Origin of the sequence: Paenibacillus sp. FSL L8-0502 (genome assembly GCF_038593055.1) — a bacterium.
GTDB lineage: Bacteria > Bacillota > Bacilli > Paenibacillales > Paenibacillaceae > Paenibacillus > Paenibacillus polymyxa_D.
Map to the genome: position 1 here is coordinate 808,857 of NZ_CP151958.1, position 19,412 is coordinate 828,268.

The 19,412-nt window shown below is 44.9% G+C and carries 20 protein-coding genes; 16 read left to right on the top strand and 4 right to left on the bottom strand.

What is annotated here, in order from left to right:
- Nucleotides 1-182 precede the first annotated feature (182 nt).
- Nucleotides 183-947 (top strand): MerR family transcriptional regulator, encoded by a 765-nt coding sequence (locus tag NSQ57_RS03580; protein WP_165148360.1) that lies wholly within the window; start codon nucleotides 183-185, stop codon nucleotides 945-947.
- Between the two features lie 97 nt (nucleotides 948-1,044).
- On the opposite strand, the gene NSQ57_RS03585 is transcribed toward NSQ57_RS03580, so the two are convergent.
- The gene (locus NSQ57_RS03585; RefSeq protein ID WP_069012145.1) at nucleotides 1,045-1,521 is read right to left on the bottom strand and encodes a hypothetical protein; all 477 of its coding nucleotides are present in this window, start codon (nucleotides 1,519-1,521) and stop codon (nucleotides 1,045-1,047) included.
- A gap of 90 nt (nucleotides 1,522-1,611) precedes the next feature.
- Entirely contained in the window at nucleotides 1,612-2,091 is a 480-nt protein-coding gene (locus tag NSQ57_RS03590; protein WP_029515824.1) for a GAF domain-containing protein, read from the bottom strand.
- Nucleotides 2,092-2,363: 272 nt separating this feature from the next.
- On the opposite strand from NSQ57_RS03590, the gene NSQ57_RS03595 reads away from it, so the two are divergent.
- The 8 genes from NSQ57_RS03595 (at nucleotide 2,364) to NSQ57_RS03630 (ending at nucleotide 12,096) form a co-directional block, all read left to right on the top strand.
- Complete coding sequence (locus tag NSQ57_RS03595) at nucleotides 2,364-2,669, top strand: hypothetical protein (protein WP_029515823.1); 306 nt, start codon at nucleotides 2,364-2,366, stop codon at nucleotides 2,667-2,669.
- 224 nt (nucleotides 2,670-2,893) lie between these two features.
- Nucleotides 2,894-3,490, top strand: coding sequence for a GNAT family N-acetyltransferase (locus NSQ57_RS03600; protein ID WP_029515822.1), 597 nt, complete (start codon nucleotides 2,894-2,896; stop codon nucleotides 3,488-3,490).
- Nucleotides 3,474-4,232 carry an energy-coupling factor transporter transmembrane component T gene (locus NSQ57_RS03605; protein WP_029515821.1) on the top strand — a complete coding sequence of 253 codons (759 nt, stop codon included), beginning with the start codon at nucleotides 3,474-3,476 and terminating at the stop codon, nucleotides 4,230-4,232. Before NSQ57_RS03600 ends, NSQ57_RS03605 begins: the two co-directional genes overlap by 17 nt.
- 156 nt (nucleotides 4,233-4,388) lie before the next feature.
- Nucleotides 4,389-4,976, top strand: coding sequence for an ECF transporter S component (locus NSQ57_RS03610; protein ID WP_029515820.1), 588 nt, complete (start codon nucleotides 4,389-4,391; stop codon nucleotides 4,974-4,976).
- A 60-nt stretch (nucleotides 4,977-5,036) separates the two neighbouring features.
- The gene (locus NSQ57_RS03615) at nucleotides 5,037-6,596 is read left to right on the top strand and encodes an ABC transporter ATP-binding protein (protein WP_342426111.1); all 1,560 of its coding nucleotides are present in this window, start codon (nucleotides 5,037-5,039) and stop codon (nucleotides 6,594-6,596) included.
- Between the two features lie 172 nt (nucleotides 6,597-6,768).
- Nucleotides 6,769-8,283: an MDR family MFS transporter gene (locus NSQ57_RS03620; protein ID WP_029515817.1), complete on the top strand. Its 1,515-nt coding sequence runs from the start codon at nucleotides 6,769-6,771 to the stop codon at nucleotides 8,281-8,283.
- A 609-nt stretch (nucleotides 8,284-8,892) separates the two neighbouring features.
- Nucleotides 8,893-10,392, top strand: a complete 1,500-nt coding sequence (locus NSQ57_RS03625) for a glycoside hydrolase family 68 protein (protein WP_029515816.1) — start codon at nucleotides 8,893-8,895, stop codon at nucleotides 10,390-10,392.
- 111 nt (nucleotides 10,393-10,503) lie between these two features.
- A complete protein-coding gene (locus NSQ57_RS03630; protein ID WP_029515815.1) occupies nucleotides 10,504-12,096 on the top strand; it encodes a glycoside hydrolase family 32 protein in 1,593 nt (530 codons plus the stop codon).
- Nucleotides 12,097-12,270: 174 nt separating this feature from the next.
- On the opposite strand, the gene NSQ57_RS03635 is transcribed toward NSQ57_RS03630, so the two are convergent.
- Complete coding sequence (locus NSQ57_RS03635; protein ID WP_013369372.1) at nucleotides 12,271-12,735, bottom strand: MarR family transcriptional regulator; 465 nt, start codon at nucleotides 12,733-12,735, stop codon at nucleotides 12,271-12,273.
- Between the two features lie 289 nt (nucleotides 12,736-13,024).
- Here NSQ57_RS03635 and NSQ57_RS03640 point away from each other — a divergent pair, with 289 nt between their 5' ends.
- From NSQ57_RS03640 to NSQ57_RS03655, 4 genes are all read left to right on the top strand, one after another.
- Entirely contained in the window at nucleotides 13,025-13,459 is a 435-nt protein-coding gene (locus NSQ57_RS03640) for a hypothetical protein (RefSeq protein WP_318627585.1), read from the top strand.
- 218 nt (nucleotides 13,460-13,677) lie between these two features.
- On the top strand, nucleotides 13,678-13,863 hold the full coding sequence (locus tag NSQ57_RS03645) for a hypothetical protein (protein WP_342425640.1): 186 nt from the start codon (nucleotides 13,678-13,680) through the stop codon (nucleotides 13,861-13,863).
- An 18-nt stretch (nucleotides 13,864-13,881) separates the two neighbouring features.
- The gene (locus NSQ57_RS03650; protein ID WP_318627584.1) at nucleotides 13,882-14,181 is read left to right on the top strand and encodes a spore coat protein; all 300 of its coding nucleotides are present in this window, start codon (nucleotides 13,882-13,884) and stop codon (nucleotides 14,179-14,181) included.
- Nucleotides 14,182-14,371: 190 nt separating this feature from the next.
- The gene (locus NSQ57_RS03655; protein ID WP_069012138.1) at nucleotides 14,372-15,712 is read left to right on the top strand and encodes an amino acid permease; all 1,341 of its coding nucleotides are present in this window, start codon (nucleotides 14,372-14,374) and stop codon (nucleotides 15,710-15,712) included.
- A gap of 20 nt (nucleotides 15,713-15,732) precedes the next feature.
- Here the strand turns inward: NSQ57_RS03655 and NSQ57_RS03660 are convergent, their stop codons facing one another.
- Nucleotides 15,733-16,365 (bottom strand): LysE family transporter, encoded by a 633-nt coding sequence (locus NSQ57_RS03660; protein ID WP_029515810.1) that lies wholly within the window; start codon nucleotides 16,363-16,365, stop codon nucleotides 15,733-15,735.
- A 303-nt stretch (nucleotides 16,366-16,668) separates the two neighbouring features.
- Here NSQ57_RS03660 and NSQ57_RS03665 point away from each other — a divergent pair, with 303 nt between their 5' ends.
- The 3 genes from NSQ57_RS03665 (at nucleotide 16,669) to NSQ57_RS03675 (ending at nucleotide 19,291) form a co-directional block, all read left to right on the top strand.
- On the top strand, nucleotides 16,669-17,640 hold the full coding sequence (locus NSQ57_RS03665) for an SIS domain-containing protein (protein ID WP_340931304.1): 972 nt from the start codon (nucleotides 16,669-16,671) through the stop codon (nucleotides 17,638-17,640).
- A 28-nt stretch (nucleotides 17,641-17,668) separates the two neighbouring features.
- Nucleotides 17,669-18,481: a fructoselysine 6-kinase gene (locus NSQ57_RS03670; RefSeq protein WP_165148393.1), complete on the top strand. Its 813-nt coding sequence runs from the start codon at nucleotides 17,669-17,671 to the stop codon at nucleotides 18,479-18,481.
- Nucleotides 18,482-18,577: 96 nt separating this feature from the next.
- On the top strand, nucleotides 18,578-19,291 hold the full coding sequence (locus NSQ57_RS03675) for a GntR family transcriptional regulator (protein ID WP_318627582.1): 714 nt from the start codon (nucleotides 18,578-18,580) through the stop codon (nucleotides 19,289-19,291).
- Nucleotides 19,292-19,412: the final 121 nt, after the last annotated feature.

Below are 19,412 nucleotides of genomic sequence, written 5' to 3' on the forward strand. Positions count from 1 at the left end.
TTTTTTTTGCATAGTTATCTAAAGATGCCGATTGTAGGTCGCAAGTATGAAAAATGGTTGGTAAATGAGCGGTTCACAATGCGCTTATAGGGTAAAAGTGTAGTACCAAGGTGGGCAAGTGGGGGCGTTGACTCTCACGCCACGTGAGACTGTAGACTGTCAAGCAAGGGAGGTGAAGCGGAATGGCTTATACGGTGAAGGAAGTATCTAATCTGTCGGGAATCAGCGTACGAACCTTGCATTATTATGATGAAATAGGATTGCTGAAACCGCATCATATTGGAAATAATGGATATCGCTATTACGAACAGGAACAACTGTTGAGGCTTCAGCAAATCATGGTATATAGGGAACTGGATTTGCCTTTATCTGAAATTGGAAATATGCTGGAGCAAACCAAGGAACAAAAGGCCGAGGTTTTGCAAGAGCATCGAGCCAAGGTCGAGGCCAAAGTCTTCCGCTTGCATACTCTCCTACAAACCATCGACGAAACGGTGGCTCATTTGAAAGGGGAACAAGCAATGAAACCAGAGCAAATGTACCAAGGGTTTAACCCGGAAAAGCAGGAAATGTATGAACATGATTTGACAGACCGTTATGGTCAAGAGGCTCAGAAAACAATTCAGGAGAGCAAGACGGCGACGGAGAACTGGAGCAAAGAGGATTATTTGGATTCACAGGCAGAGGCTGACCAGATTCATCGACGGCTGGCTGAAGCCATGAATAAAGGATTGAAGCATAACAGTGAAGAAGTACAGGCGCTGATCCGCCGTCATCTTCAATGGGTAAGCCGATTTTATACTCCTACCGCAGAAATTTATAGCGGGCTGGGAGACTTGTATGTCGAGCATGAGGATTTCAATAAAATGTATGAAGGCTATCGCCCCGGGCTGGCTGAGTATTTGCGAGACGGAATGAAGGTGCTGGCCGAACGGGAATTAAACTAGCAACAGCTGATGAAAGGGCTTAAATGATATGAAAAAGAGGTGAACAACAAGCCGATCTGACGGCCTGCTGTTCACCCTTTTTTTTGTGTAAAACAGCTTACATGCTGCTTGGTACTGTTCTCATGCCTTGCTGACTGCTGTTTCCGAACTGCTGCATGTTACCACTGCCTGCAAAATGCTGTCCGGTCGTCCCCATATGCTGCGGAAAGCTGTGATTCATGTGGCTTCCTGCACTAAAGGTGGATGGTTGCATACTACGGGAAGCATAGTTATCGCCAAATCCAGGCTGAGTCATTTGGCTACTCGAGCGGATAGTGTTTTCCAGCTGACTACACAGTTGAATAACTTGTTGGTATTGTTGCATAGCTTTTTGGTGGTCCTGGATTGCGGTTTGGATCATTTGAGCTGCATTACGTTCACGTTGCATCAAGTTTTCAAGGCTGGATGCATTTTGTTGCTCTTGTTGCAGCAACTGCTGATACATGGCGGTTCCTTGCTGTGTTTGTTGTGCCAATTGCTGAATAATTTGTTCACATTGATGAAGTTGTTGTTGTGGAGCCATGTTGTTGAACATTGATCATCAATCTCCTTCGCCGGATAGTTTTGGGTTTCAGACCCTCCTATATTGTGGCGAAGGAAGACGATATATATGCGCTATTTTTGGTTATAGGCTGGCTAACAGAATAGCCGTAAATTCCTCTAGGAATACACGATCTTCGTGATCAAAACGACCTTTAAGTGGGCTGTCAATGTCCAGCACTCCTATCAGCTCCCCATTCTTGACAAGGGGAATAACGATTTCACTATTGGAAGCAGCGTCACAGGCAATATGTCCTGGAAACGCATGTACATCATCTATAACAAGCGTTCGTTGTTCTGCTGCTGCGGTACCGCATACGCCACGTCCCAACGGAATCCGTATACATGCAGGTAAGCCCTGGAAAGGACCAAGTACAAGCTCAGTGCCATCATAAAGATAGAAACCGCTCCAGTTAATATTTGGAAGGAAGTGACCGAGTAATGCTGAAGCATTTGCCAGATTAGCAATGGTATTGGATTCATCATGAATCAGTGCCCGGAGTTGCCCGAGAACGGATTCGAATTGTTCATGACGTGTGCCTTCGTAAGGTATAGTTTGAAACATGTAGAGTTCACGCTCCTAACATTAAATTTTCACATGAAGTGCTGTATAAATAGCCAAAAATAGGTAATTATGCAATTCGCTTTTACCATTGGTTAATTAATTTAAGATATAACGATTGTGTATATTCAGTCAAGTGGAAAACTATACGTTTTAGCGGGGCAAACAATATCGAAAGTAATTCAGCAAGGGTTGCCCTCATCTGTTTCCAGCTTATCCACTATGGGTAAAAACAGTGTAACATGGTTGGCTTAGGCCAGAGAGGAGTTACAATTATGCATGCAGATGTTCAGAACTTGTTTATCCGTATACAGATGCTTTCTTATGCACATCAGAACGATCTCACGATAAGAGATATTCAACCTGTGTTGGAAGAGCGCGGTTACCGTGTAGGAGAACGTGAGGTCAAGCAGGAGCTTGAAAACCTGACGCAGGAAAACTTTCTGACACCGCATGATGATATGTACAGCATTACCGGTGCAGGGATCGATGAATTACAGGAAATTCAGTCGATGCTGGACGTACTGTACAAGGATGTTGTGAAGAAAGCGACACGCACCACTACCCGTGTCTCTTCTTAAAAGGCTTAGATGCTCAATACTTTTGATTCGGAAGACAAGCTCTCAAACGGTTTAATCTCTTATAAAATAGAAGATGCCCTTCTAATTCCTAATCCTAGGAACAGAAGGGCATCTTCTATATATATAAGCTTCTCAGCTTTAAATAAGGTTGTGTTTGTTGAAGGTGTGTGCTTAAATGTAGCGTATATTTATTGTCATTTTAAATGCTGGAAGGATGATTGAACATGTGTGCATATGCATGTAAGGGGCATATACCACCGCAGGAAAGTTCGCGTCTTCGGCTGCGAAGGATGGAAAGCGGGGATGCGGCTACGATGTTCGCTTGCTGGTCTGACCCGGAGGTTCACCGTTATATGAACCTTTCTGGTATGTCAGGGCGTGAGGACGCAGAGGATATGATTGAGCTGTTGAATGAGCTGGCGAAGACGGAGGATGCGCTGCGCTGGGGAATAGAGCTGAAGGAGAACGGGAAGTTGATTGGAAGCTGTGGTTTTAATTATTGGCAGACAGAGGGAGCTTATAAAGCTGAGATTGGTTATGAGATAGCCAAGCCTTATTGGCGACAGGGTTACATGACCGAGGCGCTAAGCTTGGTGCTGTCATTCGGGTATAACACGATTCGGTTGAATCGGATCGAAGCGCTGGTGGACCCGCGCAATACAGGCTCGCAAGCTCTGCTGTCCTCGATGGGCTGGACACAGGAAGGACTGTTGCGGCAGGTACAGCATACATCTACAGGCTTTAAGGATATGCTGATGTATTCTTTACTGCATGAAGAATGGCTCAGACTGGAGGCACAACGAAATGCTGTTTCAGTATAACGGCGGTTCATCACCACTGCACAGACTAGGGCCGTTAAGTAAGCTAATATGGGTGGGATGCTTTAGCCTCCTGTCGATGGTTTGGGATTCGACGCTGCGGGAAGCAGTTCTCTTGGCTGTACTGATTGCTGTGGCTGGCTTGGGCGCACGTTTGACCTTAGCACGCCAGCTTCGGGCTATGTCATTCCTGATTGGGTTAGGCATCCCATATTTTATATTGTCTATCCTAGCGATTCGAGAAGGACATCCCGTGGCTTCATGGGGACCCATTGTCATTACAGCAGAGGGACTGGACATCGCAGGGGCGTTAACGTTGCGGATTTTTGTGTTGTTTTTGGCGTCTTATATCTATCTCTCGACGACCGATCCCCGAGATTTTGTGCAGGCATTGAATCTGCGCTTGCGTGTTCCTTATCGGTTTGCGTTCGGTATTTCAGTGGCACTGACGTTTCTCCCCTTATTGGAAGAAGAAGGGCGAACCATTATGGCAGCACGGCGTGTTCGTGGACAGGAACCACCACGAGGGTGGAGCCATCGGTTATCATGGTGGAGCGGGTATGCGGCTGCCGTGTTGGTGAATGCTGTAAGACGGGTTCAGCAGACGGCGCTGGCTATGGAGGGCAAAGGTTTCGGTGCTTATGCGGAACGGACTTATCTTCGTACACTGAAGAATGGGCGTTTAGGCAACTTATGTGCTGTGACTGCTGTAGTAGCTACGGCTGTTTTAGGGTGGAGCTTATAAAGTGAAGCCTCTTATTTTTAGTCTTATTGTCAACCTATGAAATATAATTAGGTTGACAATAAGACTGCAGATGAATACATTTATACAGTAGCAGCTTGTATAAGGATCAGAGCTGCAATCTTATAGATTAGATAGGGAGAGGAGTCAAGAATACATATGAAGGAATCTCGTATGTTTGCAAAGTTTACAACGCTGGATATCGTACTCATGGCGATGCTGGCCACGTTGAACGGCGTCATGACCGTGTATTTGTCGCTCATTAACAAAACATTAAACAGTCTGGGAGGGCCTATCGCAACTTCCACTATTGTCGGTCTGTACATGATATACGGTTTGTTGGCCTATTATATTATTCGTAAGCCGGGTACGGCGGTTATTGCTTATGCTTTTGGTGCGGTAGTGCAGTCTTTTATGGGCTCTGCCTATGGAATTGCTTCTATTATTGCGGCGGCTGTCTGCTATATGATTGCGGCTGAGTTGGTATTTGCCTTGTTGCGGTATCGGCGCTGGAACGCAGTTTCGCTGATGCTAGTGGGTGGGGCTATGGTTCCGCTGTGGTTTATTGTGGCAGCCAATATGTTTGGCTATATGCATTGGGGGTGGAAGGTGCTGACGATTGCACTGGTCGTTCGTATCCTGAGCGGCATTGTCCTGTGTGGTCTGCTGACGAAAGTGCTGGGCGATGCCTTAAATCGTACGGGACTGTTAAAACGGTTTGAACTAGGACGCGCTTCACGTGCATAGCCGTGGGTGGCTATGCATGTGGTTATATCTTCAACAATGGGGATCGAGGATATTTCAGTTATGAATGAACATAGCGATTATAATTCGAACAGTAAAATAGCCGTATCCTTGAAGAATTTTGGCTATCGGTATGATGATCAGGTGGAGCCAGCGTTACATGGCCTGACACTGGACATTGCGGTGGGCGAGCATGTAGCCATTGTCGGAGCCAGCGGAAGTGGAAAGTCTACGCTATGCCAGCTGCTTCATGGCGGGTTATCCCGTTCTGGCGAGGGCGAACGAACGGGTGAGTTGACCGTGTACGGGATGGACCCCGATACCGCTGATTTGGCTACTGTCGCCACCACTGTCGGCGTCGTGCTTCAGGACCCGGATGCCCAGCTGGTGCAGGGAATCGTCGAAGACGAGATTGCTTTTGGGCCGGAGAACCTGCGCGTGCCTCCGGCAGAAATAGCGCAGCGCATTGCTGCTGCGCTGGAGGCCGTCGGCCTAGCTTCCGAGCGCGACTCCTTCGTGCGGCGCCTCTCGGGAGGCCAGCGCCAACGTACCGCGATTGCTGCGGTACTGGCGTTGGAAGCGCCGCTGGTCGTGTTCGACGACGCAGCTGCGCAGTTAGACCCGCCGGCTGTCTGCGACTTCGTCCTGTTATGTCGGCGGCTCCATGCCGAAGGCCGGACGGTAGTTACCGCGTCCGGCCGCATAGACGATGGCGCACGGGCAGCGCAGCGCATCATCGTCCTGAAGGGCGGGACCGTGCAGCTGCAGGGTCCGCCCGAAACGCTGCTGCGCGAACATGGTGCGCAGCTGGCCGCCTTGGGGCTGCTCCCCTCTTCCGCAGAGAGGGGAGACGTGCCGCGTGAGCCGGGCGTGAAGCCCGGGTCAGCGGCGGACCGCGCTGGACAGCCGTTGCTGGAGGTGAAGGGATTGCCCTTCACCTACCCCGGCAGCCAGCGCCCGGCGCTCAAGGGCGTGAGTCTTGCCCTTGCGCCTGGCGAACGAGCCGTGCTGTTGGGCGAGAACGGCTCGGGTAAAACCACGCTCGGCAAGCTGCTCATGGGCCTACTCCCTGCACCGAAGGGGTGCATGTGGTGGGAGGGGCAGGATATGGCGAAGCTGCCCATTCACCAGCTGGCTACCGAAATCGGCTATGTGTTCCAGCAGCCAGAGCATCAGTTTGCAGCTGCAACGGTGTTGGAAGAGTGCTTGTATAACGTGCGCGCCAAGCTTGGTTTACGGACCCGGGAGCCAGTTCCCGCCGCATATGTGGAACGGGCGCATCACTTGCTGGCTGACGCCAGGCTGGAGCACAGACTGGATGCCTCCCCGTATCTGCTAAGTGGAGGCGAAAAAAGGCTCTTGAGCGTTGCAGCACAGTTTATCTTGCCCAAAAAGCTCTACATTCTGGATGAGCCTACCGCAGGAACGGATTACGAAGGGGCGAATATTCTGCTCCGTATGTGCACAGAGCAGTCTACCGAAGGCGCGGCATTCCTGATCATCACCCACGATATACAGGTAGCTGAACGCTTTGCCAGCCATGTTCTTCGTATGGAAGAGGGGTATCTCTATAAAACGGAAAATAGCTGGAATGATCATACGATTACAGTTGACAAAAATTAAGGATATGTAGACAATAATATATATACATCGTACAAAACAGGCGGCCTATATAGGCCGCCTGTTTACGATTATACAGTGCGGGTAATCATCCATCTGAGAGGGAAAACTGCACAGATACAACACAGTTTTTATAAGGAAAGGATTTGTGATTTGCTTGGGAGACGATAAACCTATGAAGCGCGGACTCGTGCTGACAGGTGTTCTATTGGCCACTTTTTTGGCCGCAATTGAAGGAACGGTTATCGGTCCAGCGGGACCGACGATTGTTAGTGAACTGGGCAGCGTGAATTTGCTCAGCTGGATTTTTACGGCATATTTACTGACGATGGCTGTGACCACACCTATTTTCGGAAAGCTTAGCGATTTGTTTGGACGAAAACCCATTTTTTTAATCGGTTGTTCGTTGTTTGTACTTGGCTCTTTACTTTGTATGATAGCTGGTACTATGGAGCAGCTTATTATCTACCGGGCCATTCAGGGGATTGGTGCGGGTGGTGTCATTCCCGTTACCTTTACCATCATCGGTGATATATACAAAATGGAGGAACGTGGCAAAGTCCAAGGCATGATCAGCTCAGTATGGGGAATTTCTTCCCTGATCGGGCCACTCTTGGGCGGTTATGTGGTCACCTATTTTGGTTGGGAGTGGATTTTCGGCTTTAACGTTCCCTTTGGATTGCTGGCTATGTTCTTCATCGCCCGTTACTTGCATGAACAGGTAAGCAAGCGTACCGCACGTATCGACGTACCCGGAGCGGTTACCTTTACCATCGGGATGACGGCTCTCTTGCTCGTATTGGCACTGGGCGGACAGTATATCGGTTGGGCTTCTCCTGAATTGCTGGCCTTGGCTGCCGTAGCCATTTTGTTCCTGATTCTGTTTTTGGTTATCGAAAAACGCGCTCAGGAACCGATGGTGCCACTAAAGTTATTTCGGATAAGGGATATCGCTTTTTCCTGTGCCGCAGCCCTGTTAGTCAGCACCCTGCTGATCGGATTGACTAGCTATCTTCCACTATGGATTCAAGGTGTATACGGTGGGGATGCCGCTTCATCTGGTCTCGCATTGGCTCCAATGTCCATAGGCTGGCTATTTGGCTCTATGATCGGAGGACGCATTTTGCTGACGCTGGGCTCGCGTCGAACCTCATTGATTGGACTGACCCTGATTGTATTGGGAGCCTTCGTCATGACCTTGATGGGCCAAACGGCTCCAATCTGGCTGCTCTTCCTGTCTACATTGTTGTATGGACTGGGATTCGGTTTCTCGATAACTGTGTTTACGATTATTGCCCAGTCCTCGGTCGGGTTCCAGTTGCGTGGCGCGTCTACAGCTTTGAATACATTCCTGCGCACGTTGGGGCAAACGATCGGGGTTGCTGCCTTCGGTTCATGGCTGAATTATCGCATTGCTGCCCAGACAGCAGAAGGACAGCTTACACAGCAAGGGGTTACGCAGGAGGATATTAACGGTCTGCTTGCACCTCATGCTTCACAGAGTCTAAGTGACAAGGTTGCCGGATTGCTTCGTTCTGTACTGGAAAACAGTCTGCATTCCCTGTTCGTTATCATGGTCGTTATTGCAGTGATTAGCTGGTTTGTCGTGCTCGGACTGCGGAACCGTCCGCCGGGTACGGAAGAAGAGGCAGATCAGCGCGTAAAGACACCACAAAGAGAACACGCATAAAAAATAATATAAATCTTTCATTATAAAAGAGATAGCCCGGACCTTTGAATAAAGGTCCGGGCTATCTCTTTATTCAAAGGTCTCTCCTCCTAATGATTCAACAAAAAAACACTTCGCATAGGACCAATAAATTTCCCAGCATACAAAAAGGAAATAAAAATCCCCTTGAGACTGCGATATATTCATATGATATAGGTAACAAAATAGTAAAAAAGTCTTAAGAAATTGTAACAAAAAATTTGTTTCTGGATGGAGCTGTAGGGTACTAAGGAACTATTTTTTTGAACCCGCTTACAAATTGGGCTTTGTATGATTTATTTTAGAATGATTTTGCATGTGAATGAAGCAACCAAGCTAGCAATATGAAACACGGAAAAAAATCAAGCAGCAAATTTTTCTGAATGTAATAGGAATGAAAAAATAGGAATTTTCAGAAAATTACTAGGAAAATATGAGGATGAAATTCATAGAGGAACCTGTTTTCTTACCTCACATAATAGGGCTTTTCAGTCTATATCAATCGTTTGACATACCATATAAAATGACCCTACCAACCAAAAAGTTGGGTTTCAAATCTAGAACATAATTAGATTAAGGGAGATGGAGTACTTGAAGTTTAACAAATGGTTCAGTAAAGCAGCCACTGCAACAGTAGCAACTACCTTGCTGTTAGGAGGCGGCGTTCAGGCTTTTGCCGAGGAAAATGATGCATCTGATCTCAAAACAGACAATGCATTTACACAAATTACGCGTAATGACATGCTGAATATTTTCAAACAGCAAGGCAAAGAGAAATATGAGGTTCCGTCCTTCGATGCGTCTACAATTAAGAATATTCCTTCTGCTATTGGTCGCGACAGCTCAGGCAAGCTGACTGATTTTGATGTCTGGGACTCTTGGCCGTTACAAAATGCCGATGGCACAGTAGCCAATTACAAAGGGTATAATATCGTTTTTGGATTGGCAGGCGATCCTAAAAGAGCAGAGGATACATTTATATATCTGTTCTATCAAAAAGCGGGTAATACCTCGCTGAGCGGCTGGAAAAATGCCGGAAGAGTATTTAAAGACAATGATAAATTACTTGCCAACGATCCGATTCTAAAAAATCAGTCAGAAGAATGGTCCGGTTCTGCTACGTTAACCTCTGATGGACAAGTACGTTTATTTTATACCAGCAGACAGCCCTTTGAGCCAAGTAACCAACTATACGGCAAACAAACCTTGAGCACGGCTCAAATTAATGTCTCTCAGCCTGATGACAAGACACTGAAAGTAGATGGAGTCGAGGATTTGAAATCGATCTATGACGGTGGAGATGGGAAAACCTATCAAAATGTACAGCAAAGCGTCGGAATAGATATGGACAACCATACGTTTAGAGACCCTCACTATGTCGAGGATCAAGGCCACAAATATATTATATTTGAAGCCAACACAGGAACAGAAACCGGCTACCAAGGCGAAGATTCGCTTCAAAACCCAGCTTATTATGGCGGCAATAAGAAATTCTTCACGGAAGAGCAACAAAATTTGTTGCAAAGTCCCAAGAAAAAGGGAGCTGAGCTGGCTAACGGCGCACTGGGCATCGTTGAATTGAATGATGATTATACGTTGAAAAATGTAATGCCTCCTTTGATTGCTTCCAATTTGGTAACAGATGAAATTGAACGGGCAAATGTGTTCAAAATGAACGGTTTGTGGTATTTATTTACGAGTACGAGAGGTTCCAAGGTGACTGTAGATGCGATCGGTGACGATGATATTTACATGCTGGGTTATGTTTCTACTTCCTTGACAGGGCCTTATAAACCCTTGAATGGAACCGGTCTCGTTCTTCATCAGGATCTGGATCGTGATGATATTACCTGGACGTATGCCCATTTTGCTATCCCGCAAGGCAAAGGCAATAACGTAGTCGTTTCGAGTTATATGACCAATCGCGGGCTTTTCCCGGATCACAAATCTACTTTCGCACCAAGCTTCCTGCTGAATATTAAAGGCTCGAAAACCTCTGTTGTGAAAAACGGTATTTTGGAGCAAGGGCAAATCACGATTGATCCAACGAATGACAAAAAAGAATCTCCAAATGAGTATGGAAAGAAATAAGTAGGTATATGTAATGCAGTATGTCCGAAGGCGGTAGATTGGTAGCAACCCGATCTGTCGTCCATCGGGCGGTACATAACGATGCAATGAGAGGTAAGGAGGATCGTCATAATGAAAAAAAAAACTCCCAAGAGCATTTGGATACGATCCGTTGTAATCATCACAGGCTTAACTATATTCATAGCTATGGGTTGGAGTATGTACCAACAGGATACAGCCGAACCCCCAAAATCTGCTGCAACTCCAAAAAGTCAAGCTAAACAAAGTAAGCATACAACACCGACCTATCGGTCAGCCTATCATTTTACCGTTCCGGATAAGTGGAAGAATGACCCCCAACGGCCCATTTATTTCGATGGAAAATATCATTATTACTATTTATACAATCGTGACTATCCCAAAAAGAACGGTACAGAATGGCGACATGCCACATCAACCGACCTGGTTCATTGGAAAGATGAAGGGGTGGCGATTCCCAAATATACGAACCGGAATGGAGATCCTTGGTCCGGTTCGGTCGTGATCGATGATAAGAATACCGCAGGTTTTGGAAAAGGGACGCTGGTAGCCATTGTGACACAGCCCTCCGCAGATGGCGGAAAGCAGGAACAATTTTTGTGGTACAGTAAGGATAACGGCAAGACGTTTACTTCTTACCGCAACAAGCCTGTGATGTCCAATCCCGGTACAAAGGACTTCAGAGATCCCAAAATCATCCGGGATACTGGGCGTAATCAATGGATGATGGTCATGGCAGAGGGAACGAAGATTGGCTTTTATAAGTCTAAAAATTTAAAGGATTGGCAGTTTACGAGTGGCTTTCAAACGGAAAATATCGGGCTTGTGGAATGTCCTGACCTTTACCAGATGCGTGCAGATGATGGAACCTATCAATGGGTTTTGGGCGCGAGCGCCAATAGCAAACCAACAGGCGGACCCAACACGTATGCCTACTGGACGGGAGATTTTAATGGAGAAGCATTTCTCCCTGATCACAGTGAACCTGAGTGGCTGGATTATGGGTTTGACTGGTATGGTGCAGTTACGTTCGAGGAAGGAAAAGACAAAGATAAATACAGTCACCGTTATGCTCTGGCCTGGATGAATAATTGGGATTATGCCAATAACACGCCTACCCTAAAGGAAGGCTTTAATGGAATGGATTCGATTGTTCGTCAAATTCGGTTGAAGCATACAGCAGATGCTGGGTATCGCTTGGTTTCACAGCCAGTAAAAACTTTGGAACGATTCCAAACTTCTACGAAATCATTTGGACAGATCAAAGTAGACGGTGTTTACTCGCTTCCGGTAGCAGGCGATACCTATCAGTTAGAGGCGGATGTATCTTGGTCAACGATCAAAAATGCGGGACTGAGGCTTCGAGAGTCAGCAGATGGCAAGCGCCATGTGGATGTCGGTGTTTCGGTGGATGGGCAATACTCCTACGTAAATAGAGCCAATACCGGACATCCGGATCAGAGTGGGAAATATGTAGAGAGCAAGGCGCCTTTTGATGCTAATAAGAAAAAGGTCCACCTAAACATTCTCGTCGATAAAACCAGCATTGAAGTGTTTGTAGATGATGGAGAAGTAGCTTATTCCTCCTTAATATTTCCACGATTAGAGGATCAGAAAATTACTCTTTTTTCCGATGGCGGTCCGGCTATGTTTAACAATGTAGTGGTCAAACATTTTAGTCGATAGCAGATACTTATGCTGCTCGTAAGCTTGGGCATATTTCGCTCTATTCAGGTATATAAAAAGTCCACCCATGAATATAAGGGTGGACTTTTCTAGTATAAATCTAATCTACGTTTAGCACAGCTAAAGATTGTTCATTTCTTCACAAATGTTTGTTTGCTAAAATTACTATACATTCTATTTGTGATAAGGTGACAGGTTATCAGCGCTACGACCCAATTTTTTAAGCAAGCCGATGAGTTGATCTCTTTCTGTTTCACTGATTCCGCTAAAGGCACGTTCAATCTGACGTGTATAATCAGGATAAATTTCGTCCATGACACGTTGTCCCTCGTCCGTCAATTCTGCATATATAATCCGACGATCTTGGTCGCACGGGTGACGGTGCAAATAACCGCGACTTTCCAGCTTGTCAATAACATAAGTGACATTTCCGCTTTGCAGAAGCAGCTTTGCTCCAATTTGTTGGATTGGCTGCGCGCCCTTGTGATATAAAACTTCCATCACGGCAAAGGCCGTTGGGTTGAAGCCCACCGTTTTGATGCCAGCAACCGCATGTTCGTTTACACTTTTGAATGACTTGGCAAACACGCTATACAAATGCATGGATTGCTGTGTCACCAATGTTCGGTAATCTATCATCTTCATTCCGCCTTTATGTATGGATTTGGGCATCCTTTGACCGCTCGGCTCGGATGACCGGGCAACCATACCCTTGTTACTAGCATAAAGGGATTTACATAGCGAAAACATGCGATTTGTCACAGTAGCTGCTTTTTTAACTATTTAATTTCAAAGCATTAAAGTAAATTTTTGAAAAATAAAGGATTTGAATGTAAAAATACTGTTCTGGTTGGTTATATTAAAAAAGAACATACCTAACCTAATGAACAAATTAACAAAATAAGCTAATTTAGAGGAGATGAAACACATGGATACGGGTTCTTTCCGTTTTCAATTTCGTGATCCGCAGCAAGCTGCTCAAGCCTGTGAAACATTAAAGGAAATTGGATACTCTGCCAGCACGAACGGTGACACAGGTCTCAATGTACATATTGAGAACCAAGATGTACTGTCTGCATTGGAAATTTGCCAAGCCTATGAAGGAAGCATGATTGAGGTAGGGACTCTTTTCTCTAAACCGGATGAATATCCCGGTTTGCAAGGAAATATAGGTGTACATAATCCAGGTTATAGCCCGGAAGACTGGATTATCCCAGCACATACGATCAACGAAGACTGGAGCGAAGCTTATAAAAATGGCTCCTCTCAAATGTACACTAATACGACGGAGGAGCACAACGTCAGCTCTGATCCTCAACCCGAGGACGATGTGGATGGATTTTCTGGAAGCATCCATACCTAATTTTATCCTAAAAATCATGATTAGAAATTTGAGTCTTCACTGTCCAGCACATTTTAAGGAAAAGTTCCTATAAGACCATGGATTATTGTGGCTTTGAAGGAGCTTTTTTTGTGTGAAAAAAACTCAGTTAGAACTTTTGCCAGAACTGAAACTCTGTAGGATTTGCATAAATAGCAGCGACAGCAGGGAATAACAATTTCAGAAAGGAGGTTTTGACCATGCAAAAATTAGGAGTTCACGAAAAATTGGAATTACATGAGCTGCTTACGTTTAAAACAACTTGCCTCACAAAAGCCCAAACCATGATTCCTTTAGTGTCAGACACAAACTTAAAAAACATTTTGCAGCAGGATATCAACGGTGGTACACAAGATATTCAACAGCTTAGAAATCTACTTGTGTAATTTTAAAGGAGGATTAATGTGAACTCTTTTGTTGAGAATATGACTGGAACGAGTCCCATGAACGATCAGGTGATTGCTTCTGATTTATTAATTTCAGCTAAAAGCGGAATTAAGAACTATGCTCTTGCGCTGACAGAGTCAACCAGTTCGGAAGTTCGCAATGTTCTTTGTGACCAATTGAGCAAAGCGGTTAATCTTCATGAACAAATCTTTAATTATATGAAGAACAACGGTTACTATAACGCTTATGATCCGGAGCAGCAATTACAAATGGATATTCAAAATGCCGATAAGGCCCTTTCTTTATCTAAAGTTTGATCGTTTGAGTTTCACTTAACCCCTCGGACAATTTTATACATTTACAAAGCACCAGTAAACCTTAACGGGGTTCTGGTGCTTCTTTATTCATAAATAAAGCCAAGTCATGCTTCACATGAAATATGGTGAAATAGGCAATCTTAAAATAGAGAACTCGGTCTCAAATTCAGGAACAGGGTGATTCTCTTTTATGGGTAAGTCTTCGGATCGTATGCAAAAAGAAAAAAAACTAAAATGGTGGCAACTAAGCTTGTTAGGAGTTGCAGGTACCATCGGTACAGGATATTTCCTCGGGTCCGGCTTAGCGATTTCCATCGGTGGCCCAGCCGTACTCATTGCATACTTTTTGGCAGCGGTGGGAACGTATGTGGTGTTTGACGCTCTTTCGCGCATGACGGCAGATCATCCAGAACAGGGCTCTTTCCGTTCCTATGCCCAAAAAGCATTTGGTAATTGGGCAGGCTTCGGTAGTGGCTGGGTGTATTGGTTCTCAGAATTGCTTATCAATGGGAGCCAACTAACGGCGCTATCTATATTTTCACGCTTCTGGTTTCCTCAGGTACCGATGTGGATTTTTGCGGCAGGCTTCGGGATTTTAGGGCTTGTGATTGTTTTTTTTGGTAACAAGGGTTTTGATCGAGTTGAAAATGTATTGGCTATTATTAAAATGGCAGCTATTGTTATGTTTCTGGTCTTGGCCGTTGCTCTTTTGGCAGGCTGGATCGGAGGAGGAAAATATAATCCAAAGTTCCCCATCAGTTACAAAGACTTTTTTCCTACCGGCGGTATGGGATTATGGTCATCTTTTATTTTTGCCTTTTATGCATACGGAGGTATTGAAGTGCTCGGAATAATGTCTAATCGGCTTCAAAAACCGGAGGATGCACCTAAAGCAGGAAAAGTAATGTTGATGACGCTCGTTGTAGTATATGTGCTTTCGATTGGTCTGGCTGTGTCTATGGTACCCTTAAGTGCCTTTAACCCGAAAGAAAGTCCATTTGTGCTTGCGCTGAGCAGCGATCATCTGGTTTTTGTACCTCATTTATTTAATGGAGTGCTTATTATTGCAGGGTTCTCAACAATGACAGCCTCCCTATATGCAGAGACATCTATGATGATTACACTTGCACAGGAGGGAGATGCGCCCACATTGTTTTCACGGAAGTGGAAGGGCAAATATCCTCTGTATGCACTTAGTTTGATCTCCGTTGGATTAATCTCAGCCATCGTAATGTCGTTGCTGCTGCCGGGAAAAGTGTATGAATATATTACAACGGCTGCAGGGTTAATGCTGTTGTATAACTGGTGCTTTATTTTGCTGTCTTCAGGTAAGTTACTGGAATCGAGCACATCTAGCAACATTAAACGCTGGGTTGGATTATTGTTGATAGCTATGGCTGTGGTCGGATCCTTTTTTCATAAGCTTAGCCGTCCTGGGGTTTACATCAGCTTACTTCTGGTCTTGTTCATTGCAATATGTGACCTCATTGTACAATGGGTTCGCCGAAAGCACGCCAAGGAATCTCGTTAACTTTGTCAGGGAGTTAATCGTCAGTGTAAAAAAAGTAATTGAAATGCCTGTACACCAAAATAAAAACCAAAACCGATAAGAGATAATCCAGACATCCAAGAGATGGTTTTGAGTAATCCGGTTTTTAGAAACCTCCGGAAAATACTTGAAGCGGCTGCCATGGTTACGTCCCAGAGTAACACACCTAATACAATCGCTCCGCTAAAGATCATTAGCTGTTGTACTGGATATGTATTAGCGACGTTGGCCAGTATGGACCCGTAAATGCCAAGCCAGAAAAGGATGGAGAGAGGATTAAATAATGACATCAGGAAGCCTGCCAAAAATGAATTGGTTAAGGTATTGCCATTTCCCCTTAATTCAGATTCTGAAATCACACCTGCATTTTTGATGCTTTCAACACCTGTATACACAAGTACGAAAAAACCAAATAACCATAAAAAAGCTTTAACAAACGGGGCATTGAGAAGGTGGATCATTCCCAAATAGACAAGCAGCATATAGATTATATCTGCGGTTATTGCCCCAAGCCCGATAAACCAAGCATGCCAAAATCCATTCTTAATACCTCGATCCAACTGTGCAGCATTAATCGGCCCAATGGGGGCCGAAAGTGACAGACCGAGAAAAATATAACTGATAAATGTATTAATGGTGTTTTCCTCCTTGATTTTTTATGGGCTGTTATGTACTTGTCTACTTTAGTTTATTCGGACAAACCCATGGGTAAGACCAATTTTTTGCGTATTTTGTAGGTGTAATCTCGTTATGACCAAACACTCAATAAATCAAATCCCAATAGGAGCTCTAATTCTTCGACAAAAGGATTAGAGCTTTTTGAATGCAGAGTATTAAAAGTTCATTGAATAAATGGGCTTGACACTTTTGGTGAAAGCGCTTATATTTATCCCATAAACAATACGTTATATAACGTTATATAAAAAGGAGAGGTAAAAATGATGAATGTACAACAGACGGTTCAGACGATTTATGAACAATCAAGTGGAGAGATTTCTGAGGTTTATTTAGTAGCTTGCGGGGGCTCATTAGTCGATATGTATCCCTCAAAATATTTCTTGGATAGTGAAGCAAAGAAGCTGGTAGCAGGCATGTATACAGCAAATGAATTTGTGCACGCGCTGCCAAAACGATTAGGTAAAAACTCAGTTGTCATCGTGTGTTCCCATGGAGGAAACACGCCGGAATCGGTTGCGGCTGCTAAATCAGCCAAAGAGAAAGGCGCTTACACCATCGGCTTAACCCACAATAGTGAAGCGACACTGCTCAAATATTCTGATTATTCATTCCTCTACGAGTGGGGAGATGAGAGCGATGTCAAAAATAACCCGATGGCTATTATTTTGGAGCTTACTGTTGAGCTGCTTCAAGTCGCTGAAGGCTATGTGCATTATCAAGCTTTCCAGAACGGCTTGGGAGCAATCAATGGAATTATTAACAGGGCCAAAATACAAGTCGAACCGCGTGCCAGTGTATTCGCTGACAAATACCGCAATGAAGATCTCTTCTATATCCTGACCAGCGGAGCTTCTTATGGACATGCCTACGGATTTGCTATCTGTTCTCTAATGGAAATGCAATGGCTTCATGCGGCTTCAATCCATTCCGGTGAATTTTTCCACGGTCCGTTTGAAGTAACGGATAAAGAAACTCCATTTATTCTGATGATCAACGAAGGACGCACACGGGCATTGGATGAGCGGGCACAGACTTTCCTGAATCAATATGCCGAGAAAGTAGAAGTAATCGATGCGAAGGAGCTTGGAATCGGAACCATTGCTGACGAGGTTGTCGAGTTCTTTAACCCGGTTTTATTTTATAGCATTGTATGTGTTTATCGTGAAGCACTCGCAAATGTACGCAATCACCCACTGGAAACTCGCCGTTATATGGGCAAAGTAGCTTACTAAGCGCACTTACCAACAGGAGGAAACCATCATGAAAGTTCTAGGCATTGGCGATAATGTGGTAGATAAATATGTTCATCTGCGCATGATGTATCCTGGCGGCAATGCGCTTAATTTCAGTGTGTTTGCCAAAAAAGCGGGAGTAGATGCAGCCTTTATTGGAGTATTCGGGGATGATAACGAAGCACAGCATGTAGAACACATTCTCCGTGAGCTGGAAATCGACATTTCACGGTGCAGATATCACAGCGGTGAGAACGGCTGCGCACGTGTAACCCTGGAAGACGGGGACAGAGTATTTCTGGGCAGCAATGAGGGAGGAGTTACACGTCTCCACCCGCTGAAGCTGAGTGAAGATGACAAGGCCTATGTTGGCGGGTTCGACCTTATTCACACGGGCTTGTACAGTCATACAGGGCACTTGCTGCCTGAATTGGAGACGCTGGGAATCCCTCTTTCTTTTGACTTTTCAGATGATTTCGTAGATGAACAGGTCGAGAGATATATTGCGTACGCCGATTTTGCATTCTTCTCTTGCAGCCATATGACGGATGAAGAGACACAGAACTATATCCGCTCCAATCGAAAAAAAGAGGGGCAAATTCTGGTAGCCACACGCGGCGGAGATAGATCTATTGCCTATGATGGTACCAAGTTCTATTTTCAAACGCCTGATTCCGTGGACGCTGTGGATACGATGGGGGCAGGAGACTCCTATATCACCGCCTTTTTACTGAGTTTTTTGAAAAAGGATAATATTCAGGACGCTATGGCAGAAGGATCGAGGGTTGCCGCCCAGAGCTGTCTGGTAGAAGGTTCATTCGGATACGGCGTCCGTTACTAATAAACTTTTTTCAAACATCTTCACTTGTAAGAATATGTAACATTTGATACTCTAAGTGGGAGTAATATAACGTTATATGACAAGTGAGGGTACATTATGTTGAATTCAGATCAAGCAGAGCCATTATATATTCAATTACAAAAAGCGGTCAAAACTGCTATTCATAATGGAACATATACGCAGGGAAGTCGTATACCGACCGAAACTGAGCTAAGCGAGACCTACAATGTAAGTCGAATTACCGTAAGAAAAGCGATTGCCGAATTGGTTCATGAAGGTTATCTGACCAAACGTCAAGGAAAAGGAACCTTTGTCAATGTACCCAAAATTGGGCGGAAGATTGAACATGTGATCAGCTTTACGGCTGCCTGCAAATCCAACGGCCTCTCTTCACACAGTGTGGTCACAGAACGTGAAATCATAGAAGCAGATGAGGAAATTGCACATCAGTTGCAGTTGCCACAAGGAGAAAAAGTGTTATTTATTCAGCGCCAAAGATACGCCGGTGATCGACCGCTCATGCTGGAGAATAATTTTTATCCTTATGACCGATTTTCATTTCTAATGGAAGAGCAGTTAGAGGGCTCTGTATACGAACTATTGCGTCATAAATACAGCATCGATCCTAACCAACCGGGAGAGACGATATTACAAATCGCTTTGGCGGATGAATACCAGGCAAAGCTGCTAGAGACAGCCATCGGACAGGCGTTGTTCTACATGCATACGATTATTTATGATCAGCATGGAAGCCCCGTTCATGTAGGTAAGCAGTACATCATTGGGGACCGTTATCAATTCTCAATATAAATCCGTTGCCTGTTACGTAATGTTATTCAGGTACGGCGCAGCTTCTGCTTCCACTCCATGAGAGAAGCAGAAGCAATATTATAACGTTATATTACGTTATGTTATGAAGCGGATAAATAAT

Bases quoted from the DNA above. Each gene is read 5' to 3' on its own strand.
- NSQ57_RS03580 (WP_165148360.1), top strand. From the start codon at position 183: ATGGCTTATACGGTGAAGGAAGTATCTAATCTGTCGGGAATCAGCGTA.
- NSQ57_RS03585 (WP_069012145.1), bottom strand. From the start codon at position 1,521: ATGTTCAACAACATGGCTCCACAACAACAACTTCATCAATGTGAACAA.
- NSQ57_RS03590 (WP_029515824.1), bottom strand. From the start codon at position 2,091: ATGTTTCAAACTATACCTTACGAAGGCACACGTCATGAACAATTCGAA.
- NSQ57_RS03595 (WP_029515823.1), top strand. From the start codon at position 2,364: ATGCATGCAGATGTTCAGAACTTGTTTATCCGTATACAGATGCTTTCT.
- NSQ57_RS03600 (WP_029515822.1), top strand. From the start codon at position 2,894: ATGTGTGCATATGCATGTAAGGGGCATATACCACCGCAGGAAAGTTCG.
- NSQ57_RS03605 (WP_029515821.1), top strand. From the start codon at position 3,474: ATGCTGTTTCAGTATAACGGCGGTTCATCACCACTGCACAGACTAGGG.
- NSQ57_RS03610 (WP_029515820.1), top strand. From the start codon at position 4,389: ATGAAGGAATCTCGTATGTTTGCAAAGTTTACAACGCTGGATATCGTA.
- NSQ57_RS03615 (WP_342426111.1), top strand. From the start codon at position 5,037: ATGAATGAACATAGCGATTATAATTCGAACAGTAAAATAGCCGTATCC.
- NSQ57_RS03620 (WP_029515817.1), top strand. From the start codon at position 6,769: ATGAAGCGCGGACTCGTGCTGACAGGTGTTCTATTGGCCACTTTTTTG.
- NSQ57_RS03630 (WP_029515815.1), top strand. From the start codon at position 10,504: ATGAAAAAAAAAACTCCCAAGAGCATTTGGATACGATCCGTTGTAATC.
- NSQ57_RS03635 (WP_013369372.1), bottom strand. From the start codon at position 12,735: ATGATAGATTACCGAACATTGGTGACACAGCAATCCATGCATTTGTAT.
- NSQ57_RS03640 (WP_318627585.1), top strand. From the start codon at position 13,025: ATGGATACGGGTTCTTTCCGTTTTCAATTTCGTGATCCGCAGCAAGCT.
- NSQ57_RS03645 (WP_342425640.1), top strand. From the start codon at position 13,678: ATGCAAAAATTAGGAGTTCACGAAAAATTGGAATTACATGAGCTGCTT.
- NSQ57_RS03655 (WP_069012138.1), top strand. From the start codon at position 14,372: ATGGGTAAGTCTTCGGATCGTATGCAAAAAGAAAAAAAACTAAAATGG.
- NSQ57_RS03665 (WP_340931304.1), top strand. From the start codon at position 16,669: ATGATGAATGTACAACAGACGGTTCAGACGATTTATGAACAATCAAGT.
- NSQ57_RS03670 (WP_165148393.1), top strand. From the start codon at position 17,669: ATGAAAGTTCTAGGCATTGGCGATAATGTGGTAGATAAATATGTTCAT.
- NSQ57_RS03675 (WP_318627582.1), top strand. From the start codon at position 18,578: ATGTTGAATTCAGATCAAGCAGAGCCATTATATATTCAATTACAAAAA.